Annotated in this window: 8 protein-coding genes; 4 read left to right on the top strand and 4 right to left on the bottom strand. The window is 74.0% G+C overall.

Features of this window, described 5'->3' with window-relative positions:
• Nucleotides 1–90: 90 nt before the first annotated feature.
• Together R4Z63_RS26410 and R4Z63_RS26405 are read right to left on the bottom strand one after the other, a co-directional pair.
• Entirely contained in the window at nt 91–1,146 is a 1,056-nt protein-coding gene (locus tag R4Z63_RS26410; RefSeq protein ID WP_384447230.1) for an NADH-quinone oxidoreductase subunit B family protein, read from the bottom strand.
• A gap of 80 nt (nt 1,147–1,226) precedes the next feature.
• A complete protein-coding gene (locus R4Z63_RS26405; RefSeq protein ID WP_386504479.1) occupies nt 1,227–2,978 on the bottom strand; it encodes an enoyl-CoA hydratase-related protein in 1,752 nt (583 codons plus the stop codon).
• A 780-nt stretch (nt 2,979–3,758) separates the two neighbouring features.
• On the opposite strand from R4Z63_RS26405, the gene R4Z63_RS26400 reads away from it, so the two are divergent.
• From R4Z63_RS26400 to R4Z63_RS26385, 4 genes are read left to right on the top strand one after another with little or no spacing between them, the layout of a single operon-like run.
• Nucleotides 3,759–5,513 (top strand): fatty acyl-AMP ligase, encoded by a 1,755-nt coding sequence (locus tag R4Z63_RS26400; RefSeq protein WP_384447226.1) that lies wholly within the window; start codon nt 3,759–3,761, stop codon nt 5,511–5,513.
• 31 nt (nt 5,514–5,544) lie between these two features.
• Nucleotides 5,545–11,889, top strand: coding sequence for an SDR family NAD(P)-dependent oxidoreductase (locus tag R4Z63_RS26395; protein ID WP_384447224.1), 6,345 nt, complete (start codon nt 5,545–5,547; stop codon nt 11,887–11,889).
• Between the two features lie 7 nt (nt 11,890–11,896).
• Entirely contained in the window at nt 11,897–13,054 is a 1,158-nt protein-coding gene (locus R4Z63_RS26390) for an acyl-CoA dehydrogenase family protein (protein ID WP_172671249.1), read from the top strand.
• A 15-nt stretch (nt 13,055–13,069) separates the two neighbouring features.
• Nucleotides 13,070–13,915, top strand: a complete 846-nt coding sequence (locus R4Z63_RS26385) for an alpha/beta hydrolase family protein (RefSeq protein WP_384447222.1) — start codon at nt 13,070–13,072, stop codon at nt 13,913–13,915.
• An 18-nt stretch (nt 13,916–13,933) separates the two neighbouring features.
• Here the strand turns inward: R4Z63_RS26385 and R4Z63_RS26380 are convergent, their stop codons facing one another.
• Entirely contained in the window at nt 13,934–14,950 is a 1,017-nt protein-coding gene (locus tag R4Z63_RS26380) for a TolB family protein (protein WP_037917813.1), read from the bottom strand.
• A gap of 8 nt (nt 14,951–14,958) precedes the next feature.
• Entirely contained in the window at nt 14,959–16,323 is a 1,365-nt protein-coding gene (locus R4Z63_RS26375) for an MFS transporter (protein ID WP_384447220.1), read from the bottom strand.
• Between the last annotated feature and the right edge of the window lie 111 nt (nt 16,324–16,434).

Raw genomic sequence — 16,434 nt, 5'->3', positions numbered from 1 at the left:
GTGACCCTTCTTCGGTGCGTGCGGGGGGTGCGGTGCGTGCGGTGCGTTTCCGGGCGCTGTCTGCGGGAGGGGTGCGGGGCGCGCGGCCCGTCACCAGGGCGGGCGGTAGCCCGTGGTCAGGCTGCGGCCGCTGCGCCGCCACTTCGGCTCCTCGTCCACGGTGTGGGCCGTGACGGAGCGGAGCTTGCGGATCAGGGCCCCGTAGGCCCCGCTCGCGGTGACGGAGACCTTCGCACCGGGGGGCTCGTCCATGAAGGGCATGAACTTGTCGGGGAAGCCGGGCATGGTGCAGGCGATGCAGATGCCGCCGACGTTGGGGCAGCCGCCGATGCCGTTCATCCAGCCGCGCTTGGGAACGTTGCACTTCACGACGGGTCCCCAGCAGCCCAGCTTGACCAGGCACTTCGGGGAGTCGTAGGTCTGGGCGAACTGACCCTGCTCGTAGTAGCCGGCGCGGTCGCAGCCCTCGTGCACGGTCGCACCGAACAGCCAGGTGGGGCGCAGTTTGTCGTCGAGGGGGATCATCGGGGCCGATCCCGCCGCCTGGTAGAGCAGGTAGGTGAGCGTCTCCGAGAAGTTGTCCGGCTGGATCGGGCAGCCCGGCACGCACACGATGGGGATGCCGGCCCGGGACTTCCAGTCCCACCCCAGGTAGTCGGGCACGCCCATGGCGCCGGTCGGGTTGCCCTCCATGGCGTGGATGCCGCCGTAGGTGGCGCAGGTACCGATGGCGACGACGGCGAGGGCCTTGGGGGCCAGCCGGTCGATCCACTCGCTGGTGGTGATGGGCTGACCGGTCGCCGGGTCGTCGCCGAACCCGCACCAGTAGCCCTCGGGCTTGATCGACTCGTTGGGGATCGAGCCCTCGACGACGAGGACGAACGGATCGATCTCGCCGCGCTCGCCCTTGAAGAACCACTCGATGAACGTGTCCGCACCGCCGACCGGACCGCATTCGAAGTCGATCAGGGGCCAGTGAACGGCGATCTTGGGGAGTCCCGGCAGGGTGCCGGTGACGATCTCCTCGATGCTCGGCTGCATCGCCGCCGTCAGGGACACGGAGTCGCCGTCGCAGCTCAGACCCGCGTTGATCCAGAGGATGTGGACCACGGGGTCTTCGACCGGGTCCTTCGTCGCTGCGGCCATGCGCTGCCTCCTCGGGGAGGGGATCAGGATGTGGAAGGGGCGGGGCGCGGAGGCGGTCCGCCTCGGCCCCACGTTTCTTGCTAACAGCTGCGGGGGCCGGGTGCCGCGTCCGGTTCGGCCAGTCCAGTGACGCCGCGCCGGTCCGCGGCGGCGCGGGCGAGGTGGCGCGGGGTCGCCGCCGGGCGCTCCTTGCGGACGAAGGCACGGCGCAGCGCGTGGTAGGAGGCGTGCGGGTCGTCGAAGGTCCGCCGCATCCGCGCCAGCTCGTCTTCCCGGTGGGCGGCCAGTGGGCGCCGCGCCTCGTCGCGCTCGCGTGCGGCCTTCTTCGCAGCGATCCGGGACGCGGTGGCGGGCACGGCGGCGAGACGGACCGCGAGGCACTGCGTCTCGCGGGGGAAGTCTCCGGGCGCGCAGGGGACCGTACGGTCGACCAGTCCGAGCCGGTGCGCGGCGGCGGCGCTCAGGGGCAGTGCCTCGGTGGTGAGGCGGTCGGCGAGGGCTGGGCCGACCCGGCGGGGCAGGGTGTACGTCCAGTACTCGGAGCCGTACAGGCCCATCAGGCGGTAGTGCGGGTTCAGGACGACGCCGGTGCGGCACCAGACCTCGTCGGCGGCGAGGGCCAGCATGGCGCCGCCGGCGGCGGCATTGCCGCCGAGCGCGCTCACCACGAGCCGGTCGGTGGTCGTCAGGACCGCCTCGACCAGGTCGTCCATGGCGTTGATGTTGGCCCAGGACTCCTCGGCGGGGTCCGCGGCGGCCTCGATGACGCCCAGGTGGATGCCGTTGGAGAAGAAGTCGCGGCCGCCGCCCAGGACCAGGACCGTGGTGGGGCGGGTGCAGGCGGTCCGGTACGCGTCGAGCAGCCGGCGGCAGTGCGTGGTGCTCATGGCGCCGCCGGGGAAGGAGAACGACAGGAAGCCGGTCTGCCCCTCCTCGTGGTAGCCGATGTCGGACCAGGCGGGGCGGTACGGGCCGGCGTCGGGTGGGGCCGGGAGTTCGGGGAGCGGGGGCAGCCGGTCGAGCCGGTCCGCGAGGGCGAGGGTCGCGGGCAGCCGGGGGGTGGCGGGCCGGCCCGCCACCCGGGGGGCGCGCAGCTCGGGGATCCACACGGCACCGTCGGCGGTGGCCCGGCAGACGGCCCCGGACCGGGTGGCGAGCAGCTCGCCGGGGCGGCCGCGCAGGCCGTCCTCACGGTGGCCGCCGTGCAGGTACCAGTCGGCGCCGAGCAGGTGGTCGGGTACTCCGGGCTGCGAGTCGGCGGCGCGCAGCAGGCGCAGGACGCGCTCGGTGCCGTCCGCGGCCCAGTCGATCCGACGGTCGTGTCCGCGCACGGCCGGCCGGGCCCGGCCGGCCGCCTGGGGGCGCGGGCGGTACGTGCCGGAGGCGAAGCGCTCGACGGCGAGCAGGACGGCCGCGAGCGCGGCGTCGGCGATCTCGCCGCGGTAGAGGTCGCTCTTGCCGACGGGGGGTACCGGGCAGTCGGCGGTGGCCCAGACGTCCCCGGCGTCCATCTCGGCGTTGGCCTGGAGGACCGTGACCCCCCACCGGGTCTCGCCGTCCTGGACGGCGTGGTCGAGGGAGGAGGGGCCGCGGTCGCCCACCGGTCCCGGGTGGAGGACGAGGCAGGTGTACGCGGCCCAGACGTCCTCGGGGATGGCAGTGCGCAGCATCGGCGCGAGGACGAGGTCGGGCCGGTGGCGGCGCACGGCGTCGCCCAGGGGGGCGTCGGGCAGGGCCAGTTCGACGGCCACCCGGTGGCCGTGGTCGCGCAGCTCGGCGTGGACTCGCTGGGTGAGGCTGTTGAACGCGCTCGCGACGAGCAGGACGTACACGGGGTCTCCCGGCGGCGGCCCGGGGCCGCCCTGTCGCGGTGCCGGGTCTGATCGGCGGCTGGTCGCCGGAGCACGTCCGGCCGCCTGCGATGCTCGTCCCCGCGGGGCGTGCGGTGGCCGAAGCGGAGCGGCGATGTCACCCGAAAGCGCCGGGGGGCACGGCCGCTCGGCCCACCGCCGTCCCGGCGGGGCGGTGCGGGGTGCCCGGCCGGGGCCGCAGCCCCGGAACCCTGGCCGGGGCGGGCCGTACCGGCCGTACGGGCGGGCCGCCGGCTCACGGGGCGGTCGCTCCGCGGTCCCGGGGAAGGCTCCTCGGCTCGCGCCCGCGGCGGGTGCGTAATCCACGGTGGCGCTGAGAAGATATCGAGCCGGACTGGCAGGATGCCCCCGCCCGAAGCGATCGTTTTCGCGCAGCACGTTTCGACGGCGGCCGTTCGGGGTCCGATGCCGTCGTCCCCGATCGGACGCATCAGGTGCCGCCCTTCCACCATTTCCACCCCGGCCGATGCTGGCCGAAATCGCTCGGGTAGCCCGGAGTTTCTGCCAACTTCCGGCCATTCAATGTGAGTTGACCGAGCAGCGAGGGTCAACCTAAGGTTTGGGCCAGTACTGCCCAGTACTCCCCATTCAGCTTTGACCCTTTCCATGCGGCGCTCCGCCGAGCCCCCACATTGCAGGAGCCACCGCGGAGGACACCGGCGCCGTGCGTCGCTTTCGCCGTCCCGCCCGTCGGCCCGCACCCGGCGGGAGCAGCCGATCCGGCACCGAATGAGGCTGAGAATGCTTTCCGAACCACTCCCTTACGAGACGGTGGTCGATGCCGTCCGCGCGCACGCGCTCCGCATACCGGACCACCCGCTGTTCACCTTCCTGCCCGACGGCGAGGAGGCCGAGCCCCCTCTCACCTTCGCGGCGCTCGACACCAGGGCGCGGGCCGTCGCCGCGAGCCTGCACGCCGCGCGGGTGGAGCCCGGCTCCCGCGCACTCCTGCTGTTCGAGCCCGGCCAGGACTTCGTCGTCGCGTTCTTCGGCTGCCTGTACGCGGGCGTCGTCGCGGTGCCCGCGTACCTGCCCCACCCCGCGCAACGCGCCCGCGGGCTGCTGCGGCTGGCCGGCATCGCCGAGGACGCGCAGCCCGCGGCCGTACTGACCACCGCCGGGATCCGGGCGGCCGTCGAGCCGGCGGCGCGGACCATCCCGGAGGTCCAGGAGACGGCCTGGCTGGCCGTCGACACGATCGCGGACGCGACCGGAACGGGCTGGTCCGCGCCGTCCCCGGAGCCGAAGTCCGTCGCCTTCCTCCAGTACACCTCCGGCTCCACCGGGCGGCCGAAGGGCGTGATGGTCACCCACGGCAATCTCACCCACAACACCGACCTGATCCGCACGTCCCTCGGAATGGACGGATCCACGGTCGTCGTGGGCTGGCTTCCCCCGTATCACGACATGGGGCTGATCTCCATGATCATCGTTCCGGCGATGCTGGGGATCCATTCCGTTTCCATGCCGACCGTGGCGTTCCTGCAGAGCCCGGTGCGCTGGCTGCGCGCGATATCGACGTACCGGGGAACGCTTTCCGCGGCCCCCAATTTCGCATTCGACCTGTGCACGCGAAAAGTGACCGCCGAGGACCGCGCGCGCTTGGACCTCTCGTCCTGGAGCGTCGCGACGAATGGCGCCGAACCCGTTCGCGCCGATTCCATGAAACGTTTCTCCGAGGCATTCGCCTCCACCGGATTCCGACCGGAAACCATCGTTCCGGTGTACGGGCTCGCCGAAAGCACCCTGCTCGTGAGCGGGGCGCCGCTCGAACGGCCCTGGGTGTTTCGCGCCTTCGACGAGGACGCGCTCGAACGCGGCACCGCGGTGAACGTGCCCGACGACAGCCCGGGGGCGCGCGTCCTGGTCAGCTGCGGCGTCAGCCGGACCCTGGACGTGGCCGTCGTCGACCCGCGCACCCGCACACGGTGCGGTCCGGGACGGGTCGGTGAGATCTGGGTCGCGGGCGACAGCATCGCGGCCGGCTACTGGCAGCGTCCCGACCTCACCCGCGAAGCCTTCGAGGCGACACCGGCCGACGGCGAGGACGAGGGCCCGTACCTGCGCACGGGGGACCTCGGGTTCCGGACGCAGGACGGTCTCTTCGTCTGCGGCCGCATCAAGGACGTCATCATCGTGGGCGGCCGCAACCACTACCCCCACGACATCGAGCGCACCGCCGAGAGCGCGCACCCCTCGATCCGCCCCGGCTGCGTCGCCGCCTTCGGCGTGGACGCGGACGGCGCGGAGCAGGTGGTGGTCGCCGCCGAGCTGCGCCGCGGGGCCGGCGAGGCCCCGGACCGGGAGGACCGGCAGGCGGTGGTGGACGCCGTCCTGCGCGCGGTGGCCCAGGAACACCGGCTGACCGTCCGCGAGGTCGTCCTCCTGCCCGCCGGCACCCTGCCCAAGACGTCGAGCGGAAAGCTCCAGCGCCGCGAGACCAGGAAGGAGTACCTGGCCGGCCGGTCTCCGTGGAACGCGCGAGCGCAGCACTGACCCGCACGACAGCACGACACAGGGGGAGCATATGAAGGACACCGAGCTGGAGGCCTGGCTGCGCCGGCGCATCGCCGAGCTGACCCGCAGGGCTTCGGGGGACGAGATATCGGTCCACGAACCGCTGGCCGCCTACGGCTTGTCGTCGATCGACGCGGTGGCGCTGGCCGGCGAACTCGGCGCGCTGCTGGGCCGAAGGGTCTCGCCGACGGTCGCGTACGAATTCCCGACGCTCAGGGAGATACTGGACCACCTCCAGGGCAGGCACCCCGTCCGGGGCGGCCCCACCGCACCACGCCGAGCCGACGCCGGCCCGGCCCGCGACGAACCGATCGCGATCATCGGCATGGGATGCCGCTTCCCCGGGGCCGACGGCCCCGAGGCCTTCTGGGACCTGCTCGAACGAGGCGTGGACGCCATCGGCCGGGTGCCCGACGACAGGTTCGCCCGCTGGGGCCGCGGGAACGGCGGCACCGGCCGCGGCGGCGTCGGAGGCTTCCTGAGCGGCGTCGGCGGCCTGGACATCGACTTCTTCGGCATCGGCGAGCACGAGGCCGCCCGGATCGACCCCCAGCAGCGACTCATGCTGGAAGTCGCCTGGGAGGCCGTCGAGGACGCCGGGATCGACCCGTACGGCCTGGCCGGCTCGGACACCGGTGTCTTCGTCGGCATCTCCAGCTCCGACTACCGCGGCGTCCTGACGGACTCGCCCTCCGCAGACGCCTACTCCCTGCTCGGCGGAGCCGCGTCCGTCGCCGCGGGTCGGCTCTCCTACGTACTCGACCTGCGCGGCCCGAGCCTGTCCGTCGACACCGCCTGCTCCTCGTCCCTCGTCGCCGTCCACCTCGCGTGCGAGGCGATCCGGCGCGGTGAGTGCGGCCTGGCCGTCGTCGGCGGCGTGAACGTGATCCTGACCCCGGCCGTCACCGAGGCCTTCGACCACTCGGGCGTCATGGCGCCCGACGGCCGCTGCAAGGCCTTCTCGGCGCGGGCCGACGGCTACGTGCGCAGCGAGGGCGCCGGCGCCGTCGTCCTCAAACCGCTGAGCGCGGCACTGCGCGACGGGGACCGCGTCTCGGCGGTGGTCCGCGGCTCCGCGGTGACCTCCGACGGGCGGACCAACGGCCTGCTGGCGCCCAGCCGCCGGGCACAGGAGGACGTCGTACGCCACGCGCTCGCAGCCGCGGGTGCCCGGCCGTCGGAGGTCGGCTACGTCGAGGCGCACGGGACGGGCACGGCGATCGGCGACCAGATCGAGGCGGCCGCGCTGGGCACCGTACTGAACCAGGGGCGGGCCGCCGACCGACCGTGCGCGGTCGGCTCGGTGAAGACGAACCTCGGCCACCTGGAGGCAGCGGCGGGCATCGCCGGGCTGATCAAGCTGGCGCTCTCCTTCGAGCACCGGGCCCTCCCGGCGTCCCTGCACTGCGCCGAACCGAGCCCGGACATCGACTTCGACGGACTCGGCCTGCGCGTCCAGTCCTCGCTGCGGCATCTGGAGTCGCCCGAGGAGCTCGGGCTCGCCGGCGTCAGCTCCTTCGGCTTCGGCGGCACGAACGCGCACGCGGTGCTCGGCCCCGCGCCCGCCCCCTCCCCCGAGCCGGAAGGGCCCACGGGCGAGGGACGACCCGTGCGGCTCCTGGCCCTGTCGGCCGCCACCGAGGCGGCGCTGCACGCGCAGGCCGCCCGGCACGCGGCGTGGGCCGCCGGGGTGGAGGCGCGCGAGCTGGCCCGCGGTACGGCCGCGGCGACGCTGCTGCGGGGACGGGGCGGGCCCCGCGGGCGGGAGTTCCGCGCCGCCTTCGCCTTCGCGGACCCCGGCGAGCTCCTGGCCCGGCTGCGCGAGCCGTTCACGGCCGCGCGGGCCGTCCCGGACGACGCCGGCGTCGTCTTCGTGTTCCCGGGGCAGGGCGCGCAGTGGCTCGGGATGGGCAGAGCCCTGCTGGAGACGGAGCCCGCCTTCGACCTCGCCGTCTCGCGCTGCGAGCAGGCCTTCGCACCGTACGTCGACTGGTCGCTGCGGGAGGTCCTGACCGGCGAGGCCGCCGCCCCGCTGCTGGAGCGCATCGACGTCGTCCAGCCGGCGCTCTTCGCGATGCAGGTCGCCCTGGCGGCGCTCTTCCGGTCGTGGGGCGTCCGGCCCGCCGGTGTGGTCGGCCACAGCATGGGCGAGGTGGCGGCGGCCCACGTCGCGGGCGCGCTGCGCCTGGAGGACGCGGCCCGGATCATCTGCCGGCGCAGCGCCCTGATGATGCGCCACCGGGGCCGGGGCGCCATGGCGCTGGTCTCGCTCCCGGTGTCGGACGTGCGCAAGGCCCTGGAGCCGTACGGGGACCGGCTCTCGCTCGCCGCGCACAACGGGCCGGTCACGACGGTGGTGTCCGGGGAGACCGGAGCCGTCGACTCCTTCGTGACCGCCATGGACGCCCGGGGCGTGTTCTGCCGGCGGATCAAGGTGGACGTGGCCTCGCACTGCGCGCTGCTGGAGGACCTGCGGGAGGACCTCACCGACGAGCTGTCCGGGTTGTCGCCACGCGCCTCGACCGCCGCCTTCCACTCCTCCCTGACCGGTGGGCTCCTCGACACGAACGCGCTGGACGCGGACTACTGGTGGCGCAACCTGCGCGAGCCGGTGCTGTTCGCCGACGCCGTCCGCACCGCCGGGGCGGCCGGTCACCGGGTGTTCCTGGAGATGAGCCCGCACCCGCTGCTGTCGGTGTCGGTGACCGAGTGCCTGGAGGACGAGGACCGCCCGGCGGCCGCCGTCCCGGCCATGCGGCGCGAGGAGGTCCGCGCCCCCTACGAAGCGGTCGCCGCGCTGTTCGAGGCCGGATGCGACATCGACTGGTCGGCCTTCTTCGGCGGCCGGCCCCGCCCGGGCACACGGCTTCCCTCATACCCCTGGCAGCGCCAGGAGCACTGGGTGGAGCCCGAAGCCCCGCGGTCGGAGGGGACACTGGTCACCGGGTCGCTACCGGTGGTCCGGGACCACCGCGTGCGGGAGCGGGCCATCGCGCCCGCCGCATGGATGCTCGACGCGGCACTGGAGGAACTCGGCCCGGACCGGACCGGCGGCCACGGGCTCAGCGGCGTACTGGTGACGAACCCGCTGGCGGTCGCCGAGGGAGAGGCCCGGCACGTGCGGGTCTCGCGGCGGGTGCGCGCGGGGAACGAGCCCTACCTGTCGGTGGAGAGCCGGGCGGCCGGCGACCGGGACTCCGCGTGGCAGGAGCACCTCTGCGCCACGTGGTCCGAGACCCCGCCGGCCCCGGAGGCCGCCGACCTGTCCGCGATCCGGCTGCGCTGCCCGCAGCGCGTCGAGCCCGGCGCCCTGTACGAGCACCTGGCGGCATCCGGGCTCTCCTACGGGGACACCATGCGGATGGTGACCGGGATGTGGCGGGGTGAGGGGGAGCTGTTGGCCGGGCTCGCGCCGCCGTCCCCGCACACCCTGGGCCGGTCGCTGCCCGCGGACGCCGCGGACGGGGCGATGCAGTCCATCGCCGGGCTGTCGCTGGACGGCGGCGCCGACGGCACCTTCGTGGGGTTCGGCTACGGCCGGGTCGACGTCCTCGCCCCCTGGTCGGGTCCCGCCTTCGCCCACGTGCGACTGCGCGGTGAACCCGCGGCGGACGCCGACACCTTCGACTGCGACGTGACGGTGATCGATCCCGACGGCCGGGTCCTCGTACGGTTCACGGGCGTATCCCTGAAGCGGATGGGCGACCGGCACTCCCTGCGCTTCTTCGCGGTGGACGAGCGGCCACAGCCGCGGTCGTCGCAGACCGGCACGGCCGGAACGACCGCCGCGGGCACCCCCGTCGTGCTCCTGACCGGGGAAACCGGCCGGAGCGCGGCGCTCGTGGAGGAGCTGCGCCGGGACGGCGCCGAGTGCACCGTCGCGCCGCTGCCCGAGGGGGAGGACGCGGCCGGATTCCTCACGTCCCTGCCGCAGCGGGCGCGGCTTCTCGTCGTCCAGCCCGAACGCGCAGCGTTCCTGTCGTTCCTGCGGGCCGTGGCGCGCGACGGGGCCGCCGTACAACGCGAGTTGGCGCTGGTGACGGGTGACGTCGCGCTGCCCCCGCTGCTGCGCGCCCTGGAGCAGGAGGCCGTGGGCTGGTCCGGGCGGGCGATCCGGGTCGAGCCCGAGGAACTGGGGACCCGGGAACTCGCCCGGGACATCGCCGCGGAACTCGCGACGCCGGCCGGCGCGTTCTGCGTCCGCTACCGGCACGGGGAGCGCACCGTCCCGTCCCTGACCCCGGTCGAGCCCGCATCCGCCGAGGCCGGCCTCAGGCCCGGCGGGGTCTACTGGATCACGGGCGGCCAGGGCGGGCTCGGTTCCACCCTCGCGGTGACGCTGGCCCGGGAGGCGGGCGCGCGGGTGGTGCTCACCGGACGCCGGGCGGAGGTGGACCCGCAGCTGGCGGAGGCGGTCGACGCGGCCGGCGGACGGCTGCTCTACCTCCAGGCCGACGTGACCGACGCGGCCGCGGTACGGCGTGCGCTGGAGGAGACGCTGCGCCGCTTCGGGGCCCTGCACGGCGTGATCCACACCGCGGGCGTGCTCGACGACGCGCTCCTGGAGGCCACGTCGTCCGAGCGCATGAACGCCGTCATCGGGCCGAAGGAGCACGGCGCCCGCATCCTCATCGACGCGGTGGCGTCGGAGGACCTGGACTTCATCGTGCTGTTCTCCTCCCTGGCCAGCCTGTTCGTGACGGCCGGCCAGTGTGCGTACGCCGCAGGCAACGCCACGCTCGACGCGCTGACCGGCACCGTACGCAGCCGCCGCACGCCGGTGCGGACGGTCAACTGGGGGCCGTGGGCGGAACGGGGAATGGTCGCCGACCCCAAGTACCGGCTCCGGCTCCTGGAGTCGGGGCTGCACCCGATGTCCCCGGAGGCGGGCGCGGCCGCGTTCCTGCAGACCCTGGGCGGCTCGCACCTCCAGCTGGCGGTCCTGGACGTGGGCGACGAGGTCGCCGAAGGACTGGTGGACCGGTTCAACCGCGGGCGGGGCGGGACTGCGGTCACGCCGCGGGCGCAGGCCGCGCGGGCGCAGGGCCCGGCCGGTCCGGCAGCGGACTTCGTACGGGCGGAGCTGGCTCGATCCCTGCGCCGCTCCCCCGCCGAGATCGACACCTCGGCGCGCTTGGACCGCCTCGGCGTCGACTCTCTGCTGGCGGTGTCCCTCACCCGCCGGATCGGCGCCCACTTCGGGCTGGAGCTGCCGGCCACGTTCCTGTTCAACCACCGGACGGTGGAGGCCGCGGGGCTCCACCTGGACGGTCTGCTGGGACCGACGCCCGCGGAGCCCGAGCGGCCGGAGCCGCGGTCAGCGGTCACCGGGCAGGGCGCGCAGGAGGTCACCCTGGCGGAACCGGAGCGGCACAGCACCGTCCCCGGCTACGTGATCGCCGCCGGCCCGTCGGGGCTCGGCATGCGGCTGCGGGACGTGCCGGTGCGCAAGCCGGCGCCGGACGAGGTGGTCATCGACGTGCGGGCCGTCGGAGTCAACTTCATCGACGTACTGGCGACCACGGGTTTCCACCCGTTCCTGTCGGCTCCCCCGTTCGTGCCCGGACACGAGGTGGCCGGTGTCGTCCACGCGGTGGGTGAGGGTGTGGAGCACGTCCGCCCCGGCGACCCGGTCATCGCGCTGACCCCGCAGGGGGGTTACGCGGCCCGTGTGACGACGGCCGCGTACACGGTGGCCCCGCTGCCCCCAGGGGTCGGCGCCGCCGACGCGGTCGCCGTGCTGATCAGCGGTCTCACCGCCATCGCCTGCCTGGAGCGGGAGGCGCGGGTGCGACCGGGTGATCGGGTGCTCGTCCAGGCCGCAGCCGGTGCGACCGGCACGGCATGCGTGCAGCTGGCGCTGCACCACGGAGCCACGGTGTTCGGCACGGCGAGCACGGAGGCCAAGCTGGACCACCTGCGGGCCCTGGGCGTCCACCACCCGATCAACTATGCGGAGGCCGACTTCGCCGACGCCGTCCGGGAGCTCTCCCCCGAGCAGGGCCTCGACCTGGTCGTCGACTCGCTCTCCGGCGACGCCGTGGGCCGCGGCCTGGAGCTGCTGCGGGCGGGGGGCCGCTTCGTGGAGATCGGGGCGGCGGGTGTGCTCGACCTGGCCGTGGACGGCCGTGACCTGTTCATGAGCAGCCGCTCCTTCTGCACCGTCAACGTCGGCGCGCTGGCGCGCGATCCGTCCCGGCTGCGGCCCCTGATGGACCGCCTCGTCGAGCTGGTCGACACAGCGGTCCTCCGCCCCTCGGTGGGCGGCGTCTTCGCCTTCGAGGACGCCGCGCAGGCGATCGAGGGGCTCCGCAACCGTGCCAACATCGGCAAGTTCGTCATCACCGTTCCTTAGGATGGCCGTGGAAGAATCTCGCAGTCGATCAGAGTGGAAACAGACCTTCCGTACGTTCGCCGACGAGGTGATGGCCCCGCACGTGCGACGGTGCGACGAGGAACGGGAGTTCCCCGCGGCGGTCCACGAACGGGCCGCCGCCGAGGGCATCCTCAACGCCGCCTTTCCGGAGGAGCTGGGCGGCGCCGGGCTCTCGTACACGGAGTTCGGCCACGTCATCGGGGAACTGTCCGCGGTCTGTCCGGGGATGACCTGGACCCTGGTGTTCAACCGCGGCGCGCTGCACCCGGTGGTCGCCGCCGGCACGCCGGAGCAGAAGGAGCTCTTCGTCACCCGGCTCCTGAAGGACAACGGCTACGCGGCGCTCGGGCTCACCGAGCCCGAGAACGGCTCCAACCTGCTGGCGGCCACCACCCGTGCCGTCCGGACGGATTCGGGGTGGCTGCTCAACGGTGGCAAGTGCATGTCCGGCAACGGGACCGTCGCCGACGTGTTCATCGTCCTGGCCAACACGGTGATCGACAACCGCAAACGTGGCCTGTCCTTCTTCGCCGTACCGCGGGACGCTCCCGGCGTGACCGTGGGCGAGGACATCGAGAAGGCCGCGTTCCGCTGCCTGCCCACGCCCTCGGTCACCTTCCGGGACGTGGCGCTGGAGCCGATCAGCCTGATCGGAGGGGCCGGTGACGGGGAGATGCTGCTGAACGAACTCCTCGCGACCATCCGCATCGGCGGCGCCGCCTGCGGAGCCGGCATCGTGGCCGCCATGCTCAAGGACGCGCTCACGTGGGTCGGCGAGCGCCGGGTCTACCCCGACGACCGCATGGACACCCTCAGCCACGTCCAATTGGCGCTGGGACGGCTGTACGTCGAGCTGTGCGCCGCCCGGGGGCTGCTGGACGAGGCGACGGCGCTGGCCGACCGGGGGCTGCCCTTCGGCCGGGAGAGCTCCATGGCGAAGTACTACGCCACCGAGCTCGCCGTGCGCGCCTCGAACGAGATCCTGCAGTTGTACGGATGGCGCGGCATTGCGGCCGACCACGGCGTCGAGAAGCGCTGGCGGGACGCGCGCGCCCTGACCATCTTCGAGGGATCGAGCGAGATCCAGCTGTTGAACGTGTTTCGCGACATGCGGAGGGCGGCCGCCGGCGAGGGGGGTCTGTAGGTGTCGTCCGTCGAAGTGAGCACCGAGACGGTGCGCGCCGAGGACGGCGCCACGTCGGAGGTCAGGCTGCACCGCAGGCCCGGCGATCCGTCCGCGCCGGTCCTGGTGTGCATGCCCGCCATGGGCACCCGGGCCGCCTCGTACGCCCCGCTGGCGGACGCCCTCGCCGAAGCCGGGTTCCAGGTGGCCGTCGGCGAGCTGCGCGGACAAGGAACGAGCTCCGTGCGCGTGGGGCGCGGGGTGCGCTACGGCTATCACGAGATGGTCTCCTACGACTACCCCGCGCTCTTCCGGGCGGTCGAGGCCGCCTTCCCGACGGCACCGCGCCACCTCCTGGGGCACAGCCTCGGCGGGCAGCTCGGCGCCCTCTACCTCAGCCAGGAGCCGCACATGGCCTCGGGCGCCGTCCTGGTGGGAGCCCCCTCCTGCCACTACCGCGGCTGGCCCTTCCCACAGAGCCTGGGGATGCTCGCCGCCTTCCAGGCCGCGGCCGCGTTCTCCGCGCTGTACGGGTATTTCCCGGGCCGCCGCATCGGAGTACTGGGCAACGACTCCGCGCAGGTCCTCAGGGATATGGCGACCCAGGTCAGGACGGGCCGCTACCACGTGCCGTCCAGCGAGGTGGACTTCGAGCCCGCCCTGGCGAAGCTCGAACTGCCGGTTCTGGCGGTCGCGGTCAAGGGCGACGCCATGGCACCGCCCGGCGGCGTGCGCGGGCTCGCCGGCAAGCTCACGAACGCCCGCGTGACGTACTGGGAGCTCGCTCTCGGCGAGGGCGCCCAGGGCCGCCGGCACTACGCGTGGATCCGGGACAGCGCCGCGCTCGTCGAGCGGGTACGGACCTTCGTGGACGGGGTCTGACGCCCCTCCCCGGCCCGGTCAGCCCAGACGGGCCGGGGAGGAGGCCCCGGAGATCAGCGGCCGGGGGCTCCCGGTGCCGTCGGCGGGCACGGTCCACAGGTCCGAACGGTCGGCGGCGCCGTCGGCGGGCAGGGCGTAGGCGAGCGTGCCGTCGTCCAGCCAGGCGGCCTGGTCGTCCACGCTGCGCTTCTCGGCGAGCGGGTGGTCCCGCAGCGTCCGCAGATCCATGACGTGTTCGCGCCACAGCGAAGCGCCGGGCCGGACCCGCTTCTTGTACGCGATACGCGTCTCGTCCGGGGAGAGCGAGGGACATTCGACGTTCTTGGCAAGGGTGGTGACGGACCGACCGGACACCGAACCCTTGACCAGGTAGGTCTCACCGGCCGTGGCGAGCGTGGCATAGAAGGTGTCGTCGTCCGCGGAGAAGGTGACGCCCCAGAAGTTGACGTCCTGGGCGCGGTGCTCCCGCCCGTCCATGGTGATCGCAAACTGCTCCAGGTCGGCGTCGAGCTTCCAGGTGCTGGTGTCCAGGATGGCGGTGCGCGTGGAGAAGAACGCCGCGCCGTAGGACTCTCCGGAGATGAACACGGTCCAGGCGACGAAGCGGCCGCTGGGCGAGACGCGGGCCCGGCTGGGCGTGCCCGCCAGTGGGAAGCTGCGCACCTGGCGCAGCTCGGCGTCGACGATGACGGCCTTGTTGTCCTGGGCGAGGGCACCTGGGCTGGAGCGCAGGCAGACGCCCGTACCCGCAGCCGCATGGAAGCGCTGGCAGGTGAGGTCGGACACCGTGCGGGTGCCTTCGGGCGCATCGGCCGGGACGGAGGCGAGGGCGCCGCGGTGCGGGCCCTGCCCGCTGCCCAGGAAGGCCAGCGCGTCCCGTCCGGCCGTCAGTGACACGGCCCCCGCGGTCGCGGCCGGGCCACCGGCCCGCGGCTGGTCGGCACGGGAGGCGGCGCGCAGCACCAGGGTGGCGCCGACGCCCCCGAGCAGCAGCACCGCCACCGCGAGGACGAGCAGGCGGCGGGAGCGTGTCATCGGCTTCCTCACGGGCGTCGGGCCGGGTTGGGCGGTGTGGGTGCGGGAGGCGTGCCGGGCGCGGCCGGCGACGGCCGCAGCACGCGGCCGGCGACGGCCGCGCAGCACAGCAGGCCGGCCGCGGCGGCCGCGAGCGCCGGACCGGGGCCCCAGAGGGTCCATGCCCCGCCGAAGGCCAGCGAGCAGCCGAAGCGGGCCAGCGCCTGGCCGGTGCCGACCAGGGCCAGGCCGGTGCCGCGCAGCGGCTCGGGGACGGTGGCGGCCACGGCGGCCGGCAGCACCCCGTCGGTGGCGGCGTAGAACAGGCCGTGCAGGGCGAGGACGAGGTAGGGCAGGGCGGGCCAGTCGGGGGCCCACAGCAGCAACCCGTAGGCGGTGAGCAGGAGGGCGTGCCCGGCAAGGAAGACGGTACGGCGTCCGATCCGGTCGGCGAGGGCCCCGGCCGGGACGGCCAGCAGCAGGAACACGGCGGCGGTGCCCAGCGGCAGGAGCGGGAACCACTGGTCGTCGATGCCGGTTCGGCGCTGGAGCAGCAGGTAGACGAAGGCGTCGCTGACGGTGGTGAGGCCGAGCAGGACCGCGCAGAGCGCCAGGGCGCGCAGCCGCGGCAGGCGCAGCAGCGCCACCGCGTCGCGCAGCTTCACGGGCTGCGGGCCGGCGGGCTCGGCGGAGGGTGCCGGCGGGGCGGGTGCGGGGCGCCGGGCGGGCGGGGCCGCCGCCGGCCGGGGCGGGAAGTCGGCCGCGCCGGAGGGGACGAAGAGCACGAGCACCACGACGCCGAGTGCGGCGACGCAGGCGCTGACGCCGAAGACGGCGTCGTAGCCGTCGGCGGCCACGCCGAGGATGAGGAAGGCGGCGAGGGGCCCGAGCAGCGCTCCCGTGGTGTCCATGGCCCGGTGCAAGCCGAAGGCCCGGCCCTGTGACGCGTGCGGTGTGGACAGGGAGATCAATGCGTCGCGCGGGGCGGTGCGCAGGCCCTTGCCGGTGCGCTCCAGCGCCAGGATCACGCTGATCGGGCCGAGGCTGTGGGCGAGCAGCAGCAGGGGCTTGCACAGGGCGGACAGGCCGTAGCCGATGCCGGCGACCAGCTTGTGGTTGCGGACCCGGTCGGCGAGGTGCCCGCCGGTGAGCTGCACCAGGGCGCTGACGCCGTTGTAGACGCCGTCGAGGGCGCCGAACCCGAGCGGGCTGAGGCCGAGCCCCGCGATCAGGTACAGCGGCAGGACGGCGGTGACCATCTCGGAGGAGACGTCGGTGATCAGGCTGACCGTGCCCAGTGCGAGGACGGTTGGGGCGACCGCCCGCGCCCTGCCGGTTCCCCGGCCCGGTGCGGTCTTCGCGCCCGCGGGTGCGGAGCGGTCCGCGAGGTACATGCTCTGGTGCTCCCCCGTACAGACGGTCTGACGTCATTCGAACGTGCGAGTCGAACCCGAACCCTAGTCCTTGCACGGGCCAACTGTGCTGCGTACGGCGCGATTCGGCCG

The organism is Streptomyces sp. PL-29 (genome assembly GCF_058344425.1).
The sequence above is the reverse complement of the archived record's forward strand: the minus strand, read 5'-3'. Positions and strand labels throughout refer to the sequence as shown.

Bases quoted from the DNA above. Each gene is read 5' to 3' on its own strand.
- R4Z63_RS26410 (WP_384447230.1), bottom strand. From the start codon at position 1,146: ATGGCCGCAGCGACGAAGGACCCGGTCGAAGACCCCGTGGTCCACATC.
- R4Z63_RS26400 (WP_384447226.1), top strand. From the start codon at position 3,759: ATGCTTTCCGAACCACTCCCTTACGAGACGGTGGTCGATGCCGTCCGC.
- R4Z63_RS26395 (WP_384447224.1), top strand. From the start codon at position 5,545: ATGAAGGACACCGAGCTGGAGGCCTGGCTGCGCCGGCGCATCGCCGAG.
- R4Z63_RS26380 (WP_037917813.1), bottom strand. From the start codon at position 14,950: ATGACACGCTCCCGCCGCCTGCTCGTCCTCGCGGTGGCGGTGCTGCTG.
- R4Z63_RS26375 (WP_384447220.1), bottom strand. From the start codon at position 16,323: ATGTACCTCGCGGACCGCTCCGCACCCGCGGGCGCGAAGACCGCACCG.